15 protein-coding genes are annotated in these 17,897 nt (G+C 68.9%); 6 read left to right on the top strand and 9 right to left on the bottom strand.

The window, feature by feature from the left end; translation table 11 throughout:
* The first annotated feature begins 104 nt into the window (after positions 1-104).
* The 4 genes from flgK to ACTVZP_RS07905 all read left to right on the top strand — a co-directional run bounded on the left by flgK (position 105) and on the right by ACTVZP_RS07905 (position 7,488).
* Positions 105-4,196, top strand: a complete 4,092-nt coding sequence (flgK, locus tag ACTVZP_RS07920) for a flagellar hook-associated protein FlgK (protein ID WP_443211604.1) — start codon at positions 105-107, stop codon at positions 4,194-4,196.
* A gap of 7 nt (positions 4,197-4,203) precedes the next feature.
* Complete coding sequence (gene flgL, locus ACTVZP_RS07915; RefSeq protein WP_443211603.1) at positions 4,204-5,433, top strand: flagellar hook-associated protein FlgL; 1,230 nt, start codon at positions 4,204-4,206, stop codon at positions 5,431-5,433.
* A 6-nt stretch (positions 5,434-5,439) separates the two neighbouring features.
* Complete coding sequence (locus tag ACTVZP_RS07910) at positions 5,440-6,240, top strand: transglycosylase SLT domain-containing protein (RefSeq protein WP_443211602.1); 801 nt, start codon at positions 5,440-5,442, stop codon at positions 6,238-6,240.
* Positions 6,241-6,387: 147 nt separating this feature from the next.
* The gene (locus ACTVZP_RS07905) at positions 6,388-7,488 is read left to right on the top strand and encodes a sigma-54 interaction domain-containing protein (protein ID WP_443211601.1); all 1,101 of its coding nucleotides are present in this window, start codon (positions 6,388-6,390) and stop codon (positions 7,486-7,488) included.
* A 128-nt stretch (positions 7,489-7,616) separates the two neighbouring features.
* Here the strand turns inward: ACTVZP_RS07905 and fliD are convergent, their stop codons facing one another.
* Positions 7,617-9,272 carry a flagellar filament capping protein FliD gene (gene fliD / locus ACTVZP_RS07900; protein WP_443211600.1) on the bottom strand — a complete coding sequence of 552 codons (1,656 nt, stop codon included), beginning with the start codon at positions 9,270-9,272 and terminating at the stop codon, positions 7,617-7,619.
* 251 nt (positions 9,273-9,523) lie between these two features.
* Between fliD and ACTVZP_RS07895 the strand changes: the two genes are divergently transcribed.
* On the top strand, positions 9,524-10,996 hold the full coding sequence (locus ACTVZP_RS07895; RefSeq protein WP_443211599.1) for a flagellin N-terminal helical domain-containing protein: 1,473 nt from the start codon (positions 9,524-9,526) through the stop codon (positions 10,994-10,996).
* A 195-nt stretch (positions 10,997-11,191) separates the two neighbouring features.
* On the top strand, positions 11,192-12,520 hold the full coding sequence (gene rpoN, locus ACTVZP_RS07890; RefSeq protein WP_443211598.1) for an RNA polymerase factor sigma-54: 1,329 nt from the start codon (positions 11,192-11,194) through the stop codon (positions 12,518-12,520).
* A gap of 77 nt (positions 12,521-12,597) precedes the next feature.
* Here rpoN and ACTVZP_RS07885 read toward each other — a convergent pair whose 3' ends face one another.
* The 8 genes from ACTVZP_RS07885 to fliN all read right to left on the bottom strand — a co-directional run bounded on the left by ACTVZP_RS07885 (position 12,598) and on the right by fliN (position 17,875).
* Positions 12,598-13,263, bottom strand: a complete 666-nt coding sequence (locus tag ACTVZP_RS07885; RefSeq protein ID WP_443211597.1) for a hypothetical protein — start codon at positions 13,261-13,263, stop codon at positions 12,598-12,600.
* Between the two features lie 6 nt (positions 13,264-13,269).
* Positions 13,270-14,016 (bottom strand): hypothetical protein, encoded by a 747-nt coding sequence (locus tag ACTVZP_RS07880; RefSeq protein WP_443211596.1) that lies wholly within the window; start codon positions 14,014-14,016, stop codon positions 13,270-13,272.
* Positions 14,017-14,105: 89 nt separating this feature from the next.
* Positions 14,106-15,248 carry a flagellar biosynthesis protein FlhB gene (gene flhB / locus ACTVZP_RS07875; protein WP_443211595.1) on the bottom strand — a complete coding sequence of 381 codons (1,143 nt, stop codon included), beginning with the start codon at positions 15,246-15,248 and terminating at the stop codon, positions 14,106-14,108.
* Positions 15,235-16,035, bottom strand: a complete 801-nt coding sequence (gene fliR / locus ACTVZP_RS07870; RefSeq protein WP_443211594.1) for a flagellar biosynthetic protein FliR — start codon at positions 16,033-16,035, stop codon at positions 15,235-15,237. The genes flhB and fliR overlap by 14 nt, the downstream gene beginning before the upstream one ends.
* Positions 16,035-16,301, bottom strand: coding sequence for a flagellar biosynthesis protein FliQ (gene fliQ, locus ACTVZP_RS07865; RefSeq protein ID WP_011908674.1), 267 nt, complete (start codon positions 16,299-16,301; stop codon positions 16,035-16,037). The genes fliR and fliQ overlap by 1 nt, the downstream gene beginning before the upstream one ends.
* The gene (fliP, locus tag ACTVZP_RS07860) at positions 16,301-17,020 is read right to left on the bottom strand and encodes a flagellar type III secretion system pore protein FliP (protein WP_443211927.1); all 720 of its coding nucleotides are present in this window, start codon (positions 17,018-17,020) and stop codon (positions 16,301-16,303) included. Before fliP ends, fliQ begins: the two co-directional genes overlap by 1 nt.
* A 191-nt stretch (positions 17,021-17,211) precedes the next feature.
* Positions 17,212-17,469, bottom strand: a complete 258-nt coding sequence (locus ACTVZP_RS07855) for a flagellar assembly protein FliO (protein WP_443211593.1) — start codon at positions 17,467-17,469, stop codon at positions 17,212-17,214.
* Positions 17,470-17,578: 109 nt separating this feature from the next.
* Positions 17,579-17,875: a flagellar motor switch protein FliN gene (gene fliN, locus ACTVZP_RS07850; RefSeq protein ID WP_443211592.1), complete on the bottom strand. Its 297-nt coding sequence runs from the start codon at positions 17,873-17,875 to the stop codon at positions 17,579-17,581.
* Positions 17,876-17,897: the final 22 nt, after the last annotated feature.

The raw sequence follows: 17,897 nt of genomic DNA, 5'->3' as shown, positions 1-17,897 counted from the left end.
GCCCGGCCGAGCCCTCGTGCCTTGCCGCGATGCCGGCCCGAGGCCCGTGGCAAAGCAGGCCTTGCCGCCGCCTTGCCGCCTGTCCCGTCCGGGAGACCTGATCCTTGTCCATCCTCGACATCGCCCGCTCGGGCATCCTCTCCTACCGCTCGGCGCTTTCGGTCACGGCCGAGAACATCGCCAACGTCAACACCGATGGCTACGTGCGCCGCGAGGTCGTTCTCTCGCAGGTGCCGGGCGGACAGACCACGCCGACCAGCAGCGGAACGTCGGGGCAGGGGGTGCGGGTCGAGGACGTGCGCCGCGCCTTCGACGGGCTCGTGGCCCAGAGACTGCGCACGGCGGAAGGGGCGGCGGCCTCGGCGGAAAGCCTGGACGTCACCGCATCGGCGATCGAGACCCTGTTCCTGTCGGGCTCGGGAAGCGTGCCGGAGGCGCTGACCGGGTTCTTTGACGCGGTGAACGACCTGACGGCGAACCCGAACGACAGCGCCCTTCGGCAGGTGATGCTCGCGGCGGGGGAGAGCCTCGCAGGCTCTTTCGCGACCGTGGCGGGCGGGCTGTCGGGGCTTCGCGCCGAGGTGGTGGATCTGTCGGATCAGGCGGCTGCCCAGGCGACGAGCCAGCTGCGTCTGCTTGCGGAACTGAACGGGCGCATGGTCGGCTCGTCGCAGTCGGCGCTCAATCCTCTTCTGGATGAACGCGACCGGCTTCTGGGCGAGCTGTCGCAGACGCTCGGCATCTCCGCAAGCTTCGACCAGATCGGTCGGGCCACGATCACGCTCGGCTCCTCGCCCGGCGGGCCGCTCCTTCTTGACGGAACCGTGGCAAGCACGGTCGAGGCGGCCCAGTCCGGCGGCCTCGTGCTGAACGTGACGCGCAACGGCTCCACGATGCAGAGCCGGCAGATCACGGGCGGCACGCTGCAGGGGCTGGCCTCCTCGCTGTCGGCCGTCGACAATGCCGCCTCCGAGCTCGACGGCCTCGCCCGGCAGGTGGCCTCGGAGATGAACGCGATCCACGCGCAGGGGATCGACCAGACCGGGGCGGCTGGGGGCGACCTCTTCAAGCTCGAGGGCTGGAAGGTGACGGCCGACCCGATGAACCGGGGCACCGGCGGCGCCAGCGTGGCGAGCTTCGACATGGACCTTGCGCCTGCCTCGGTTACGCTCGTGCGCGATGCCGGCGCGGGCCTCTGGCGCGCCCTGGATGCGGCGGGAACCGAGATCGGCAGCGGTGCCGAGACGATCATGCTGGAAGGCCTGACGCTGCAGATGACGGGAGCCGCGAAGGACGGCGACCGGCTGACGGTGCTCCCGCGCGAGGGCTTGGCGATCGACATGCGCTTCGCCCTGACCGACACGCGCCGGATCGCGGCCTCGGCGGCCTTCGTCGTCTCCTCGGCGGCGGGCAACCAGGGCAATGCCGCGGCCAGTATCCTGCCCGCCACGGTCACGCCTCCGGCTCTCGACACGGTCGCGGGGCTCCTGCCGGGATCGGGAGGAGCCGACGCGGTGACCCTCATCCGCGAAGGCGTCGTGGGATACATCCCCGCGGGCACGTCCTCGGTGACCCTCGCCAGTCTCGGCACGCAGTCCGAGCAGGACTTCCTGCTCTCCGACGCTGAGGCGGCGGGCGCCTCGATGCTGTCCTTCTCGATCGGGGGGACGCTGCACCAGTTCGACCTGTCGGGCCTCGGCGCGGGCGATGTCAGGGGCCTCGCCGATGCCCTGAATGCCGGAGCAACCAGCCTGGACGGCCAGACTCTGGCCGAGCTCGGCGTGACGGCAAGCGGCAGCCCGGGGCGGCTGAGCCTCGTGCTCGGCAGCGGCGACTTCGGGATGACCGCCAGCGTGACCGGACCTTCCGGCACGGTCAGCGGCAGCCTGACGCCCTCCGAGCCGGCAGGCGGCGCGATCCAGATCATCACCCGCGACGGTCGCCATGTCGCCGGCACGCCGCTTTCGGCGGCCGAGGCCGCGCTCCTGCTGACCGAAGACAACGGGTTCCTGCCGGGCGCGGTCTACGACGCCTCGACGATCAACGGCACGGATGGCGAAGGCTATCGCGGGACCAGCGTCGACACGGCGACGCTGCCGGGCGAGAGCACCCTCACGCTGCGTCTCGGGGATCCGGCGACGGGTACCTCGGGCAATCTGCCTGCTCCCGCCGGCTCGAAGAACCTGACGGTCGGGACCGGCACGGGCCTGCCGGCGGAGGTCATGCTTCCGGCGGGCGCGACCGCGCGCCGGGCGGCAGAGGCCATTACCGCCGCCGTCGACGGGGTGGAGGCTTCGGCCCGCACCGCCGTCCTGCTCGATGCGCCGGCCGACGGGATGCTCTCGTTCGAGCTGACGGGATCCAATCTCGCGCCGGTCCGGATCAGCGGTGCCGTCTCGGGCGGACGGATGGACGCGCTGGCGCAGGCGGTGAATGCCGTGAGCGCCGCGACCGGCGTGCGGGCCGAGCTGTCCCCCGACGGCGGCCGGCTGCTTCTCGTCCACGGGACGGGCGAGGATGTCGGGATCACCTCGCTCAGGCATGGCGCGGGCAGCCCGGTCAGCCTGCAGTCTGCCGGGTCCGACGGCCGGGCCGTGGGCGCCGCGGTCACGCTCTCGGGCACCACCGACAGCGCGCGTTTCACGGGCGAGGTTCACCTCTCGTCCGTGGCCGGCTTCTCCACCGACCTGGATGGTCTGCGGCAGGATGCGGCGGTCGATCCCCTGAGCGGTGGCCTCGTCTCGCGCAGTGTCGGGGGCGCGGGTGGCATCCAGCGCTATGACTTCACCTACAACCCTGCGCTCGACGGATCCGGATCCTCGACGGACGGTGTCGCGGCACAATCGGCATCGGCGCGCTACGGGATGACGGTCGGCGCGCGGTCGGTCGTGTTCGATGCCGGGACGGCCGCGGTCGCGGACGGCGCCGATGTGGCGGCCGGGCTGGCCACCCTCCTGAGGCAGGGGGCCCCGACCTCGACCCTGACCGGCGGCGCGCTCACATCGCTTCCCGCGGATGGCAGGACCGTCTCGGTCTCCTACGAGGGCCAGAGCTTCACGCTGCGCATGACCGGCGGTGCGGTGGCGGTCGAGGGCGGCGAGAGCGGGGTGCTGACGGCGGCCTTCGATGCGTCGAACCGGCTGGTGATTACGGCCGCCGGATCGCTCGACGGGGCCGGCCTGCGCGTCGAGGGCGGATCGGCCGCGGCCTTCGGCCTCGGGCCCGCGGACGGGGCAAGCGTCGCGGTCATCGGCGAGCCTGCCGACCCCGGCGCCCTGCCGGCAAGCTTCGACGTCGAGGTCGGCGGCACGCGCTACAGCCTGACAGCGAATGCGGGCAGCGTCACGACGCCTGCGGGCTTCCCGGGCTCTGCCTCCTGGAACGCCGAGGGGCGGCTCGTCCTTGAGGTGCCTGCAGCTGCCGGGACGGTCCGCGTGCCGCCGCAGGCGGGTGCCCGCGCGGCCGGGCTGGATACCGAGGGCGCGACCGTTGCCGTGAAGGACGGCGGGCTGGTTGTCACCTCAACGACCGGCGAGGCCGTTTCCGCCTCTGGCTCGGCCAGCGCGCTGGCGGGCCAGCGTCTCGTCCTTTCCGACCTGCCGGACGAGGATCTGATCGTCCTCATGACCGGATCCGGCGTGCTGCGGCTTGCCGGATCGGTCGAAGCGGGAACTCCGGCGGCGACCCCTGCAGCGGTCGACGTGCGCGTGACGGATGCGGCGACGCGGCAGATCGAGCTCTTCGACCACGCCACGGGCCATTCGATCGGCACCCGCGTGCTCGGCGCTGACGGCTCCGCCACGGTCGGCGGCTACCGGATCACCCTGAGCGGGACCCTTGCCACCGGCGACAGCTTCTCGCTTCAGCCGGTCACCGGCAGTTCGGGAGGCTCGGAGACGCTCGGCCGCCTTCTGGAACTGGCCAGCGGGGATGCCGCGACCGGACAGGGCGGCTACGGGGCCGACTACGCCCGGCTGCAGACCCGCATCGGCACGCAAGCCTCGGCTGCATCGGGACGCGTCTCCTCCGCCAATGCGGCGCTCGAGGTGGCCGAGCGCGCCTCGGCGGCCGCGAGCGGCGTGGATCTCGATGCCGAAGCCGCAAAGCTGATCGAGCAGCAGCAGGCCTATCAGGCATCCTCGCAGGTGCTCTCGGTTGCGCAGACGCTTTTCGAAACTCTCCTGAACGCTCTGTGAGGCGGCCATGACCATCGGAACCACCCTCTTCGCCACGCTCGCCAGCCGCAACTTCGCGCGGCTTCAAACCGAGATCGGCACGCTTCAGGAGCGGATCTCGGCCGGCACGAACGATCCGAGGCCCTCGGCCGATCCCGCACGCGCGGTCCAGCTCTCCGCGGCCAAAGAAATGCAGTCCTCGCTCGATCGCTACGCGTCCAGCGCCAACTCGGCGGCGGAACGGCTCGCGCATGTGGATACCACCCTTTCGGACCTGTCGGGATATGTCCGGGAGATGAAGGACATCGTGCTCCAGATGGGGAACATGAGCCTTACCAAAGAGGGGCGGGCGGGCCTGAGGATCGAGGCCGAGGCCCTGCGCGAGTCGCTCTTCGCGGCCGCCAATCGCAAGGACGGCACCGGGCAGGGCCTCTTCGCGGGCTATTCGGCCGGCGCAGCCTTCGTCGAGGAGGCAGGAGTCGTACGTTTCGCCGGGAATGACGGGCAGACGATGGCGCAGCTGTCCGAGACTCTGCGGGTGGCCACCGGTCTCGGCGGGCAAGAGGTGTTCATGGCGGTGGAGACCAAGGCCGGCACGCAGAGCCTGTTCGATCTGGCCGACGATTTGATCGCCGCCCTTTCGCCGCCGATCAGCGGGGCGGCCATCTCGGGCACGTCGAACATCGAGGCGAGGCTGTCGATCCTGCCGGTTCGCGACGAGGCGACGCTGAGCTTCACCCTGACCGGGCCGGACGGCTCGGCCGAGATCGAACAGCTTCTGCCGGGTTCGGTCGAGGATGCGATCAACGCCGCCTCGGGCCAGACCGGCATCACCGCCTCCACCTCCGAGGACGGCACGCTTGTCCTGTCTTCCCGCGGCACGATCGGCGTCTCGGACATGAGCCGGAGCGACGGCACGCGCGACGTTCTGGCGACCTTCACCGATGCGCAGGGGCAGGGCGGCTGGATCGTCGCCGAGCGTTTCGGCGCCTCCGACATGGCGACCAGCCTCGATGCCGCCGTGAGCCACATGGCCGAGCAGCGCGCGCGGGCGGGCTCGCTCGCGGCGACGGTGGACAACCAGCTCGAGGCGATCCACTCGCGGCAGACCCGCATGCAGGTGGCGGTTGCCGGTCTCGAGGATCTGGACGTGGCCGCAGCGGTGACGCGGCTTCAGACGCTGCTTCTCACGCAGGAGGCGGCACAGCAGACCTATGTGAAGATCGCGAACCGCAGCCTCTTCGACTACCTGCGATAGGTGAGGATGGCACGGCGCTTGCCCTTGTCCGGCATGAGGCTCGTGCTGTCCCTTGTCCTGCTGCTGTTGTCCGCGCCCGCGCTGCGCGCCGCGGAAAGCTGCGAGGATCTGGCCGCTCGCGCGGGCGCCGAGGCGGGCCTGCCCGAGGGGCTGATGCCTGCCATCGCCCGCGTCGAATCCGGCCGCAAGGGCCGTGCCTGGCCCTGGACCCTCAATCAGGGCGGGCGGGGGATGTTCTTCGAGACGAAGGACGAGGCACTGGCCATGCTGCGCTCGGTCACGGCCTCGGGCGTGACCAACATCGACGTCGGCTGCATGCAGCTCAACTGGCGCTGGCACTCGCCCGCCTTCGGTTCGGCCGACGAGATGATCGACCCGGTCAGCAACACGCGTCATGCCGCGCGCTTCCTTGTGGAGCTTCATGCGAGGCTCGGCTCGTGGGAGGCCGCGACCGCCGCCTATCACTCGGCAGACCGGGCGCGAGGGGCAGCCTATCTCGCGAAGGTCGAGGCCGAGCGGGGGACGGAGACCCGCTTTGCCGATGCGGGTGCGGCCCTTCCCGACGAGCGGACGATGGAGGCCGCGCGGATGCAGGGGATCCTCGTCCTTGCGCCGCAGCCCATGGTGACGCTTGCCCGCGACGAGCCGGGCCTTCCCGACGGAACGGCCATCATCCCCTCGCTCGGGCCGCTTCACCTCGACGCGCGCTCGCCGGATCTTCTGGCCGAGACGGAGCTGCCACCGCGGCTTCGCGCAAGGTGGCAGGCCGTCGAGTCATTCCGCGATCTGCTTGCGCAACAGCCTTGAACAGGGAACCCGTCCGAAGGGATAGGAGGGACCTCCGTAGGGTGCATGCCTGACTTTTTGGCTGAAGGAACTTGCCAATGATGCAGTTGCGGCAAAGGGCCGGAAAAGGGATTTTAACCTTGTTTTCTTAACCATGGCGATGAGCACATGACCAGTCACTTTTCGCTTGAGGGTGCCCGCTCTCGTCCGCTGACTCCGCCCGCCGGCCTCATCGACCAGGTGATCCCGGGCGAGTCCCTCGCGATACGTCGCGTCAAGCAGCTGATCGGAGCCGTGGCGGTAAGCGATGCGCCTGTGCTCGTCCGGGGCTCGACCGGGACCGGAAAGGAACTGGTGGCAGAGGCCGTGCACCGGGCTTCGGGGCGCAACGGTCAACTCGTCGCGGTGAACTGCGCCGCCATCCCTGCCGAACTGCTGGAATCCGAGCTTTTCGGCCACGAGAAGGGGGCCTTTACCGGCGCCGAGCGGCAGCGCATCGGCCGGATCGAGATGGCACAGGGCGGAACGCTCTTCCTCGACGAGATCGGGGACATGCCGCTCGCCCTTCAGGCCAAGCTGCTGCGCGTGCTGGAAAGCCGGCGTATCGCCCGCGTCGGGGGAACCAGCGAAATCGACGTCGACTTCCGCCTCGTGACGGCCACGCACCGCAATCTGGATGCGCAGGTCGCCAAGGGCGGCTTCCGCAGCGACCTCTACTACCGCATCAACGTCTTCCCGCTGGAACTGCCGGACCTGCGCGAGCGGACGTCGGACATCCCGCTGATCCTGTCGCGGATGCTCGAGGATCACCTCGGGCGCAATCCCGCGCTGGACCTGCCGCATTTCGATGCAGGCGCCCTTCGGTCGCTGGCCGCACATGACTGGCCGGGCAATGTGCGCGAGTTGCGCAACGTGCTCGCGCGGGCGGTCGTGCTGTTTCCCGGCCGCATGGTGACGGCCCGGCACGTCCGCGAGAACCTGCTGCAGCTTGCGATGCCCGATCCGGAAGGTCAGTCCGAGCTGCCGCCCGCGGCGCCCCCGGCGTCCCAGGGCCTGCCGGAACCGAGCCAGTTCCAGGACATGCTCGGGGGGCGCGCGGATCTCGACCTGCGCGGTTACCTCCGCGATATCGAGGTGGCGCTGATCGAGGCCGCCCTTGCGCAGCGTGAGGGCTGCGTCACCCGCGCGGCGGATGCGCTGAGGCTGCGCCGCACCACGCTCATCGAGAAGATGAAGAAGTTCGGCATCATGCGCGGTGTCGAGAGCTGACATTCCCCGCAAGGTCTGCACCATCCGTCGGCCCGCCTCCGGTGGCGGCGGGTCGCGGCGGCCTTCGCCCGGATGGAATGACCGTTCGTTAACTCCGGGGCCGCAGGTTCCGCCATGTGTGACCGGATCTAGCTGTCCTTGTTCCAGGCGGCGATCAGGTTCTCGAGGTAGGTTCCGGTGCTCTTCATCTTCGCCACGGCCTGCTCCATGGCCGTGAACTGCGCGAGATATCGCGACTCCAGCTTCGTGGCGCGCAGGTCCAGCGCTTCCAGCACGTCCGCTTGCTCGACCGCGACCTTCTCGATCTGCGTCTCCCGCTCGGCGATTGCCCCGTTCGTCGCGGTGGCACCGTCCAGAAGCGACTGCAGCTGCGAGGCGAAGCTGCGCCCGTAGCGGATTGTGGCATCCGTGACACCGCTTTCGACCGATACCAGAAGTCCGGACAGATCGCCGGACAGCACCAGATACTGGTCCTGCCCGTTCTCGCCCGGCATCGCGAAGGTCTGCGCGCCGCCCACCGTCGCTTCCCCCGTCACAGGATCGATCCGGAAGGCATAGTCGCCCGAGGCTGCGGCGGAAGAGAGGGTGCCCGTCACCGTCACGCCCGAAGTGGGCGAGGAGAAGCTGTCGCTGAACATGGCGTCGAACATGCCGGGATCAGCCTCGAACGCCTTCTGGAAGGAGGAGGCATTGAAGCTCAGCGACCCATCGCGGTTGGTCGCAACGCCCAGCTGAGACAGATAGACCGGCTTGTCCCCATGACCGGACAGGGGTTTCGAGATCATCGCGGTCAGCTGCCGCTTCAGCGTCTCTACCGCACGGTCGCCGGCAAGATCGCCCGAACTCGACCCGTCCACCGCGCGCAGCGTGACCTCACCCAGGAGCTTGAGCGTGTTGTTCAGTTCTTCGACCAGGTAGCCCATGGCCGCCTCGGCCAGTTCGCTGTCGCGGCTGACCGAAAGCTTGGCTGGAGCCGATGTGGTGCCCGAGACCGTGAGGGTGGTTCCGGGAATGAGGTCAGTGATTTCGTTGGAGCTGCGTGCCACCGTGATCCCGTCGACCGACAGGACGGCATCTGTAGCGGCCTGCACCTGAGCCGTGGCATTGGTCGCCCCGGTGTCGAAGCGCGCGAGCCCGTTGCCGGCGCTCGCCTCGGTGACGGTGAAGCGCAGCGCGCTTCCCGCGCCGGGCTCGGAGACCACACCCAGCGAGAAGGTGCCGTCACCCTTGTCGAGCACCCGTGCCGTCACGCCCGGGATCGAGCTCAGCGCGCTTGCGAGATCCTCCAGCGTGGCCCCTTCACCCACGGCGATCGACGAACTCGCGACCGACGGGTTCTGCGCGAAGGTCGTGGCCTCTTCCTCACCCTCGGCCGCATACCAGACGCCGAAGTCGATCGTGACCGAGCCTGCGCCGAGTTCCTCGTCGGCGCTCGTGAAGCCGCCGAATTCCAGCACTTGCCGCTGGGCAACCTGAAGGACCTCGATCTCGGTCACCTGCTCGGTCACGAGGCTCTTGTCCGTGACGCTGACGGACAAGGCGGCGTCGGAGCTCGTCGCCTTGAGAACGGAGGATGCCGTGACGGTGCTGATCGCGCCGGACAGGGTCTCGAATTGCGACCGCACTTTTCCGAGCGCCGATATGGAAACCTCGGTCGAGGCGATCTTCTTCTCTGCCGCGCTGCGTCTGGCCGCCGTGTCGGCCTCAACGAGACTGGTGGTCAGTTGCCGGATGTTCAGCCCGGATGCCGACGCGCCGAGAGCGTTCAGATAATCCGTCGCCATGAGAAGCTCCTTGCACTCTACCTCCGGATTAACGGCGCCTGCCGCCGGAGCTTTAGGCGCCATTGCAAGAAACGTGCGAGTACGCGCACGCGAGGGATCTGCTTGTGCTTCGGGGGCCGGGGAAGGCCCCGCCAGCCATGTCAAGTGCGTCCGGCGCGCTTTTTTCGGCCCGAGGCTAAAAGTTTCCGGCGCGGGTCGTTGAAGGTGACAGAGCGCCGGGGGGCGCGACGCGAGATCAGGAGGCTTACCCCATGACGACGATCAACACGAACATCGGTGCCATCGCGGCTCAGGCCAACATGTCGAAGGTGAACGACGATTTCAACACCGCGATGACCCGGCTTTCGACCGGTCTGCGCATCAACGCCGCCAAGGACGATGCCGCCGGCATGGCCATCGGCGAGAAGATGACCGCTCAGGTCATGGGTCTCAACCAGGCGATCCGGAACGCCCAGGACGGCAAGAACCTGGTGGACACCACCGAAGGCGCGCACGTCGAAGTCTCGTCGATGCTCCAGCGTCTGCGCGAACTGGCCGTCCAGTCGTCGAACGACACGAACACCGCCTCGGACCGCGGCTCGCTGATGTCGGAAGCCAGCCAGCTCGTCTCGGAAATCAACCGCGTGGCCGAGACCACGACCTTCAACGGCATGAAGATCCTTGACGGCTCGTTCAAGGGCAAGCAGCTGCAGATCGGCGCCGACAGCGGCACCACGATGAACATCGAAGTGGACAGCGCGAAGGCCTCGGACATCGGCGCCCACAAGGTGACTTCGGAAGCCGCCATCGCGGACTTCGCCGCGGAAACGCTGACCATCTCGGGCAACCGCGGCTCGCAGACCGTCGATACCGCGGCGGGGGACTCGGCCAAGCAGATCGCCTCGACCATCAACACCGTGACCGCCTCGACCGGCGTCGAAGCCTCGGCCTCGTCCACCGCTATTCTTGAAGGTCCGGTCGCCTCGGGTTCGGCCGTCGCCTCGACAGTCCAGTTCGAGATCAACGGCGTCGAGATCGAGTCCGTGTCGGTTCCGGCCGATGACCCGGCGGGCGGCGAACGGCTGGCTGGCCTGCGCGACGCGATCAACCAGGTGTCGAGCCAGACCGGCGTCACCGCCGCGATCGACGGCGACGGCAACATCAAGCTGTCCGACGCCGACGGCGACGACATCGAGATTACCGCCTTCACCTCGTCCACCGCAAGCTCGTCGATGACGATCACCACGGGCGACGGCGCCGCGACCGACGATCTCGACGGCACGACGACCAGCGTGACCATCAAGGGCGTGGTCGAGATGACCTCGACGAAGTCCTTCTCGATCGCAACCGACGAAGCGGGCGCTGCTGCCACGGAAGTGTCGTTCCTTGCCGTCGACACCGGCGACCAGCACTTCGCCTCGAAACTCGACGCCGTGTCGAACATCGACCTGACCACCGGCGAGGGCGCGGCCAACGCGATCAAGGTGATCGACGTCGCGCTGTCGAAGATCAGCCAGTCGCGCTCCGACCTCGGCGCCGTCTCGAACCGCCTCGACTCGACGATCTCGAACCTGACGAACATCTCGACCAGCGTTCAGGCCGCCAAGTCGCAGGTCATGGATGCGGACTTCGCGGCGGAATCGACCGCGCTTGCCCGCGGCCAGATCCTCAGCCAGGCCGCCACCGCGATGCTTGCGCAGGCCAACTCGTCCAAGCAGAACGTGCTGAGTCTGCTCCGCGGCTGACGGAAACCCGACAGCTCCTTCTGGACCCTCCGCCCGGTGACGGGCGGAGGGCTTTCTTGTCAAAGGCTTAGGGTCCGGTCCAGGCGCGGGACGCGTCGGCTATCCGTCGTTTTACCCCTGTCAAACGGATTTTTTGCCCCATCGGCGAAAATTGGCCAATGTCCGCCCGTGGACTGGCCAGGGATGGACGCCGAGATGCAGCTTTATACCGCTCAGAGCTTCGCGCAGCGCCAGTCGCTCGTCGTGACCGCGCAGTTGCAGCAGGCGATCTGCCTGCTTCAGATGCCGAATGCCGAGCTGTCCTCGTTCATCGAGTCGCAGTCGGAGGAAAACCCTTTCATCGAGCTGCGCCTGCCGCCCGCTCCTGCGCCTGCGTCGGCACTTCCGCGCGGCGTCGCTGCCGCCGCCGACGACGATTGGGACCGCGTCGCGAGCCTTGCGGCCGACCCCGGTCCGTCGCTCTACGTCCATGTCACGGAGGAGATCGCCCGGCTGGGTCTTTCCGCCGGGGAGGCCCGTGCCGCAGCCGTCTTTCTCGACGCTCTCGAACCCTGGGGCTGGCTGGGCCAGCCGCTCGACGTGCTGGCTGCGCGCGCTGGCCTCGCGACCGACGAGGCCGAGGCCTTGCTCGCCCGCCTGCAGAAGATCGAGCCCGCGGGCCTCTTCGCCCGCACGCTTGCGGAATGCCTGCGCCTTCAGGCGGAAGAACAGGGCCTGCTGACGCCGCTCTTCGCCGCCGTGCTCGAGAACCTGCCGCTTCTGGCGGCCGCCGATCTGCGTGGCCTCTGCCGCGCCTGCAGTTGCGACATGGACGAGTTGAAGGCGGTTCTGCGCCAGTTGCGGGGGCTGAACCCGAAGCCGGGCGCGATGTTCGATGCCGCGCCCTCGCCGCAGCGGCCGCCGGATCTGGTGGTGACCCGCGGGCCGGAAGGTTGGCGCGTCGATCTGAACCGCTCGACGCTTCCGACCGTTGTTGTCCGAGCCGACGCCGCCGAGAGCTTCGCCCGCAGCGCCGCGCCCTATGTCGGCGAGCGCCTGTCGGTCGCCCGCTGGCTTGCTCGCGCGGTGGAGCACCGGAACCAGACGACGCTGAAGGTCGGCGTCGAGGTCGTCCGCCGGCAGCGTGGCTTTCTGGAGGAGGGTCTGTCCCGCATGGCGCCAATGACGCTGCGCGAGGTAGCCGACGCGATCGGCGTTCACGAGAGCACCGTCAGCCGGGTAAGTTCCGGGATGATGATTGCCACTCCGCAGGGCACCTTCCCGCTGAAGTCGTTTTTCACCGCTGCTCTTTCGGCGCGCGAGGGCGACACCGCAGGGTCTGCCGCCGCTGTCCGCCATCGCGTGCGCCAACTCGTGCAGGGAGAATCGCCCGAGGATCCGCTGAGCGACGACGCGATCGCGAAGATCATCTCGGACGAGGGCGTGACGCTCGCGCGGCGCACGGTCGCGAAGTACCGCGAGCAGCTCAACATCCCTTCGTCGGTCAACCGCCGAAGGCAGGCCCTCGTGACGGGAGCTCTCTGAGCGAACGGCCGGGCAGATGCCCGGCCTTTCGCATTCAGGAACGGCTTGCAGGGTTTGTGCGGGTCGCCCTTTGAACCTCAGACAGAGACCGCCGTCATGGGCTGCTGGCGTGCGAAGAGGAAGCGGGCGCGTGGCTCGAGCGCGAGCCAGGCCGCATGGGCCTCCGCCTCGTTGCGCGCGGCGAGGACGGCCGCCGGGCGCAGCCCGCGCAGCTTCCGGTCCGCGCGGAGATAGGCGGCGCCGGCCCGGCCAACATGGATCGCGGCGAGGAGATAGACGCCGGCGGCGAGCCAGGGCTGCACCGCGAAGGCCAGGGCAAGGCCCGCGGCCAGCGCCGCGGCAAGGCCCCAGAGCCGCATCTGCAGAAGCCAGAGCGGCGTCGCGAGAAGTGCCAGCGAGGAACAGGGCAGGGGCTGCAGGTCGTAGATGCCATCCGAAGAGACCAGCACCTCCCAGTTGCGCAGGGCTTCCGGATGAAGACGCGGGCCCTCGGGCAGCGGCAGGGCGGGTGCCTGCTGCCAGCGTCCGAGCGCCGCCGTGGAGGCAAGCACCGTGATGTCCCGTTCGCCACGGCGAAACCCGAGCGCAAGCGGAGAAGAGGCCGCAAAGCGTTCCGACAGGGTCTTCGGATCGCCCGTGAAGGGCAGGCCGTTCACCCGGCAGAGCCGGTCGCCGGGCTGCAGATGGAGGGCGCTGCCAGCGGGCAGCACCGAAATGAGGTCGAGGCTTGTCGCGTCTGTCATGTCTGCTCAGGGATAGCGGATCGGATTGTCGGCGGGCCGGGCGGCGGGCTTGGCGGCCGGACGTGCGGCGGCCCGGGCGGGGCGGCTCGCAACCTTGGCCGCGGGCTTGGATTCGGGTGGCGCAGCGCGGACGGCGGACCGGTTGGCGCGGATCTCCTCCATCAGGGTGCGGATCTCGGGACTGATCCCGGCTCCACTCTCGATCGCCTTGCGAAGAGAACTGTCCACCTCGCCCAGGGCCACGATCAGCGCCTCGCGCGTGCTGGCGAGACCCTCGTCGACATGTGTCTGGATGGCGGTCGCGAATTGCGGCTCGACGGCGGCGGCCTGCTCCGAGTAGCGCGCAAGGTCGCCTTCCACGCGCTCGCCCACGGCGTCGATGGCCGTCTTCAGCGTCGCTTCCTGCGCCTCGATCTGACTTGCGAGGCCTTCGACCTTCTCGATGGCGGTTCCGAGTTCCGTCAGCCGCGTGACCATCAGTTCACCCGCCTGCGCCTGGATCTCCGAGGCTTCGCGCAGATCCGCGACCGAGCGGAAATAGACGAGACCGCCGAGCATCACCGCCAGACCCGCGCCGGTCAGCGCGCCGAGCGCCAGCGCCTGCATCCGCTTCTGTCCCAGGATCATCCGGTCCATGAAGGCGCGATGCTCGACCTGAAGCTGGTCGAGGTCCTGTGCTGCGTCGTTCGCGGCGCTGGCGGCACCCAGGGCGCGCGCGATGCCATCGCTGAGGGGATCGGTCTCTTCCGTCATCGCCTGCTCTCCGTCACTGCGAAGCTTCTGCAACTTCCGCGCCACGCGCCGCGTCCGGCGCGGCTTTTCCGGTGCGGTCCTGCGCGGCGTCACGCCGGCCGTCCGAATTCGTCGAAGGACAGGGCATCCGGGACGTCGACCTCGGGCAATTCGCCCGCCTCTCCTCGATCGAGTCGATAGACATGGGCCAGCACTGCGGCCACCGCTCCATAGAGCTGGTCCGGGATCTCCTGGCCGATGTCGCCGGTGAAATAGAGCGCGCGGGCGAGGACGGGGATGCGCAGCGTCCCGATGCCTGCCTTTCGGCCGCGCTCGATGATCTCGAGCGCCATCGGACCCTTGCCGAGGGCGACGATGGTGGGGGCCTGGCTCTCGCCCGGCACGTAGCGCAGGGCCACCGCGAAATGGGTGGGGTTGGTGACGATCGCCGTGGCCGTCGGCACGTCGGTCAGCGCCGCGCGCCGCCGCGCGCCGTTGCGCGAGGCCTCCATCTGCATCCGCCGCATCCGGCCCTTCACCTCGGGCGAGCCGTTCGACTCCTTCGACTCTTCTTTCAGCTCCTGCCGCGACATCTTCATCGAGTTGGTCAGGCTCCAGGCCTGCCAGACAAGGTCGAGCCCGCCGATGAGGGCAAGGACGATGAGCAGCGCCGAGATCAGCCGGATGAGGCCCGCCCCCATGACGGCCGCGGCCTCGCCGGGGGCCGCGGTCCACAGACGGTCGAGCGGCGAGAGCTCGTCGCGCATCACCAGCACGGCGACCCCGATCAGAAGCGAGACCTTCGCGATGGCCTTCCCGAGTTCCACCAGCGCCTTCATCGAGACCATCCGCTTCAGGCCGGCTGCGGGATTGACCCGGCTCGCCTTGAAGCCGAGCGCCTTGGTCGAGAAGTTGATGCCGCCCATCCCCGACTGCACCAGAAGCACGACCGCAAGCAGCGGCACCGACACGACGAGGCCCGCCACCAGCATCTCGCGCCAGGCCTGGCCGAGGCGCAGCATCATGGCGCGGTCGAGATCGGCCCCCTGTTCCAGCACGAGGTATCCGGACCAGCCGCGCACGAGAGCGGGCAGCATCCCCTGCAGCATCATCAGGAGCGCGAGGCCCGCTGCCAGGGTGGCGAAGACGAAGACCTCCTTCGAGGTGACGATCGAGCCGTCCTCGCGCGCCTGGTCGCGCCGCTTCTGTGTCGGCTCCTCGGTCTTTTCCTGACCGTCGTCACCCTCGGCCATCGGGGGCCTCCAGCACCGCGGCGAGGGTCGCGAGGCTTTCTTCGACGAGGGAAGAGAAGGCGCCCATCGTGCCGGGAACGGTCAGGAACAGCAGGATCAGCGTGGCCGACATGGTCACGGGAAACCCGAAGGAGAACACGTTGAGCTGTGGCGCCGAGCGGGTGATGACGCCGATCGTCACGTTGATGAGGATCAGCGCCGCCACGACCGGCATCATGATCTGGAGGCCGATGAGGAACATCTGGCCGCCCGCGCCCACGCCTGCCTCGAGGAAGCGGCCGGCTGCGAAGGGCGCACCGGGCGGAAGGCTCTCGTAACTGCGCAGCAGGATTTCCAGCGCGGCGAGGTGGCCGTCGAGCGCGAGGAAGACGGTGGTGAGCGAAAGCCCGAAGATCTGCGCCACCACCGGCGTCTGCCCGCCCGCCGAGGGATCGATCTGTGCGGCGAAGCCCAGGCCCGCCGTCGAGGCGATGCGGTCGCCCGCGATGGCGGCGGCCGAGAAGAGGATGGTGAGCACGAGCCCCGCCGAGAGGCCGATGGCAAGTTCCTGCAGCATCATCGGCAGGGCGGAGAGCGCGGCGAGTGCCTCGGGCTCGGGGAGGTCGACCCGTCCGGTAACGGCGAGGGTCAGCACCATGGTCGCCATGATCCGCACGGGCAACGAGACGAAGCGGCCTCCGAAGGCGGGGGAGGCGATCAGGAAGGCGCCGATCCGGAGCGACGCGACGAAGAAGCTCGCGAGCATGGAGAGCAGGTTCGGCAGATCGAGCGCGGGCAGGCTTTCCATCAGCGGATCGTGGCGATGGTCTCGAAGACGAAGGCGAAGTAGTCGGTCATTCGCGTGAGCATGAAGCTCGATGCGAGCGCCATGGTCAGCAGCACGATGGCGAGCTTCGGCACGAAGCTCAGCGTCGCCTCGTTGATCGAGGTGGCGGCCTGCAGGATGCCGATGACGAGACCCACCGCGAGCGCCACGCCCAGAACGGGGCCCGCCGTCAGCAGGATGTTCCAGTAGGCAATGCGCAGATGCTCGATGCTGCCGTCGAAGTCCATCACCGGCCCCCGTAGGTCGCGGCGAGCGAACCCACCGTCAGCGCCCAGCCGTCCACCAGCACGAAGAGGAGGAGCTTGAAGGGCAGCGAGACCAGCATGGGCGAAAGCATCATCATGCCGAGCGCCATCAGGATCGAGGCGATCACCATGTCGATCACGAGGAAGGGCAGGAAGAGCAGGAAGCCGATCTGGAAGGCGGTCTTGAGTTCCGAGGTCATGAAGGCCGGCAGAAGGGTCGAGAACGGCACCTCATTCGGATCGGCGTAGGGTCCGGCGCCTGCGAGGTCCGAGAACATCAGCAGGTCGTTCTGCCGCGTGTTGGCGATGAGGAACTCCTTCATCACGGCGCCGCCGGTGGCGAGGGCGGGCTCGGCCTCCATCCGCCCGTCGAGGAAGGGCGAGAGGGACTCGGTGTAGAGCGTGGTGAGCGTCGGCTGCATCACGAAGAAGGTCAGGAACAGCGCGAGGGCAATCAGCACCTGGTTCGGCGGCGTCTGCTGGGTGCCGAGTGCCTGCCGCAGGATCGACAGCACGATGATGATGCGCGTGAAGGCGGACATGCCGAGGATGAGCGAGGGCAGGACCGTCAGAGCCGTCATCAGCGCGAGGATCTGCAGCGAGAGCGAATAGCTGGTGCCGCCGGTTCCCTCGGTGATGGTGACCGCAGGGAAGCCCTGCGCCGCGGCCGGCCCCGCGAGGAGGGCGGTGGCCAGGAGCATGGCCGGAACGACCAGGAGCCGGGCCGCGGCAGGCCGGGTCGCGCCTGCGTCCCTCGCGGAAGCCGGGGCGCGATGGCGATCTCCCGTTCCCCGCGCCCATGGAAGGCTGCGCGCCGGACGGACATCTCCGTCGGCCGGGTTGCGCAGGGGGCTCAGGGCGGGACTGCCCGAACGGATCGGACTGCGGGCGTTCATGGCCGGACCTCCAGCGGCAGGATGACGGGGGACGCGCCGCGGCTGGTCAGCACGAGGAACTCGCGCCCGTCCACCACGAGGATCGCGGCGCGCTCCTGCGACCCGAGCGCGGCGGCTTCGGTCACGCGCAGGCGGCTGCCATTCGCGAAGCGTGAAATGCCGGGGGCCTTCAGCTTGACGACGAGCCACAGCAGGCCGAGGAGGCCGAGAAAAAGGCCGAGGGTCAGGATCTGGTCGGGGCGAAGGATGTCCAAGCGGGCTCTCCGGGAAGGCGGTTGCTCCCGGTAGTGCAACATCCGTGCCGCATCGCCCGTGCCGATGCGCTCGCAGGAGCGCATCCGGGTTGGCGATGGTCGCGGGCGGTCAGAGGCTCTCGGCGCGCTTCTCGGGCTCGATGATCTGGCCGAAGCGGATGCCGAAGCGCTCGCCCACCATGACGACCTCGCCCTTGGCGATGGGCGTGCCGTTCACCAGCACGTCGAGCGGATCGCCGGCGAGCCGGTCGAGCTCGACCACCGAGCCTTCCGAGAGGCGCAGGAGGTCGCGGATCGTCATTTCGGTTCGGCCGACCTCGACGGTCAGGCGGACACCGATGTTCTCCAGAAGGCGCAGGTTCTCGGCGCCGAGGCGCTCGGAGAGGGGGCGGGTCGCGTCGGTCATGCGGGCTCCGGTCGGAAGAGGC

Source organism: Rhodobacter sp. NSM (assembly GCF_052244495.1).
In the GTDB taxonomy this organism is placed as follows: Bacteria; Pseudomonadota; Alphaproteobacteria; order Rhodobacterales; family Rhodobacteraceae; genus Cereibacter_A.
This window is presented reverse-complemented; position numbering and strand designations above follow the sequence as displayed.

Coding starts and splice junctions, on each gene's coding strand:
- flgL (WP_443211603.1), top strand. CDS start 4,204: ATGACCATCGGAACCACCCTCTTCGCCACGCTCGCCAGCCGCAACTTC.
- ACTVZP_RS07910 (WP_443211602.1), top strand. CDS start 5,440: ATGGCACGGCGCTTGCCCTTGTCCGGCATGAGGCTCGTGCTGTCCCTT.
- ACTVZP_RS07905 (WP_443211601.1), top strand. CDS start 6,388: ATGACCAGTCACTTTTCGCTTGAGGGTGCCCGCTCTCGTCCGCTGACT.
- fliD (WP_443211600.1), bottom strand. CDS start 9,272: ATGGCGACGGATTATCTGAACGCTCTCGGCGCGTCGGCATCCGGGCTG.
- ACTVZP_RS07895 (WP_443211599.1), top strand. CDS start 9,524: ATGACGACGATCAACACGAACATCGGTGCCATCGCGGCTCAGGCCAAC.
- rpoN (WP_443211598.1), top strand. CDS start 11,192: ATGCAGCTTTATACCGCTCAGAGCTTCGCGCAGCGCCAGTCGCTCGTC.
- ACTVZP_RS07885 (WP_443211597.1), bottom strand. CDS start 13,263: ATGACAGACGCGACAAGCCTCGACCTCATTTCGGTGCTGCCCGCTGGC.
- ACTVZP_RS07880 (WP_443211596.1), bottom strand. CDS start 14,016: ATGACGGAAGAGACCGATCCCCTCAGCGATGGCATCGCGCGCGCCCTG.
- flhB (WP_443211595.1), bottom strand. CDS start 15,248: ATGGCCGAGGGTGACGACGGTCAGGAAAAGACCGAGGAGCCGACACAG.
- fliR (WP_443211594.1), bottom strand. CDS start 16,035: ATGGAAAGCCTGCCCGCGCTCGATCTGCCGAACCTGCTCTCCATGCTC.
- fliQ (WP_011908674.1), bottom strand. CDS start 16,301: ATGGACTTCGACGGCAGCATCGAGCATCTGCGCATTGCCTACTGGAAC.
- fliP (WP_443211927.1), bottom strand. CDS start 17,020: ATGCTCCTGGCCACCGCCCTCCTCGCGGGGCCGGCCGCGGCGCAGGGC.
- fliN (WP_443211592.1), bottom strand. CDS start 17,875: ATGACCGACGCGACCCGCCCCCTCTCCGAGCGCCTCGGCGCCGAGAAC.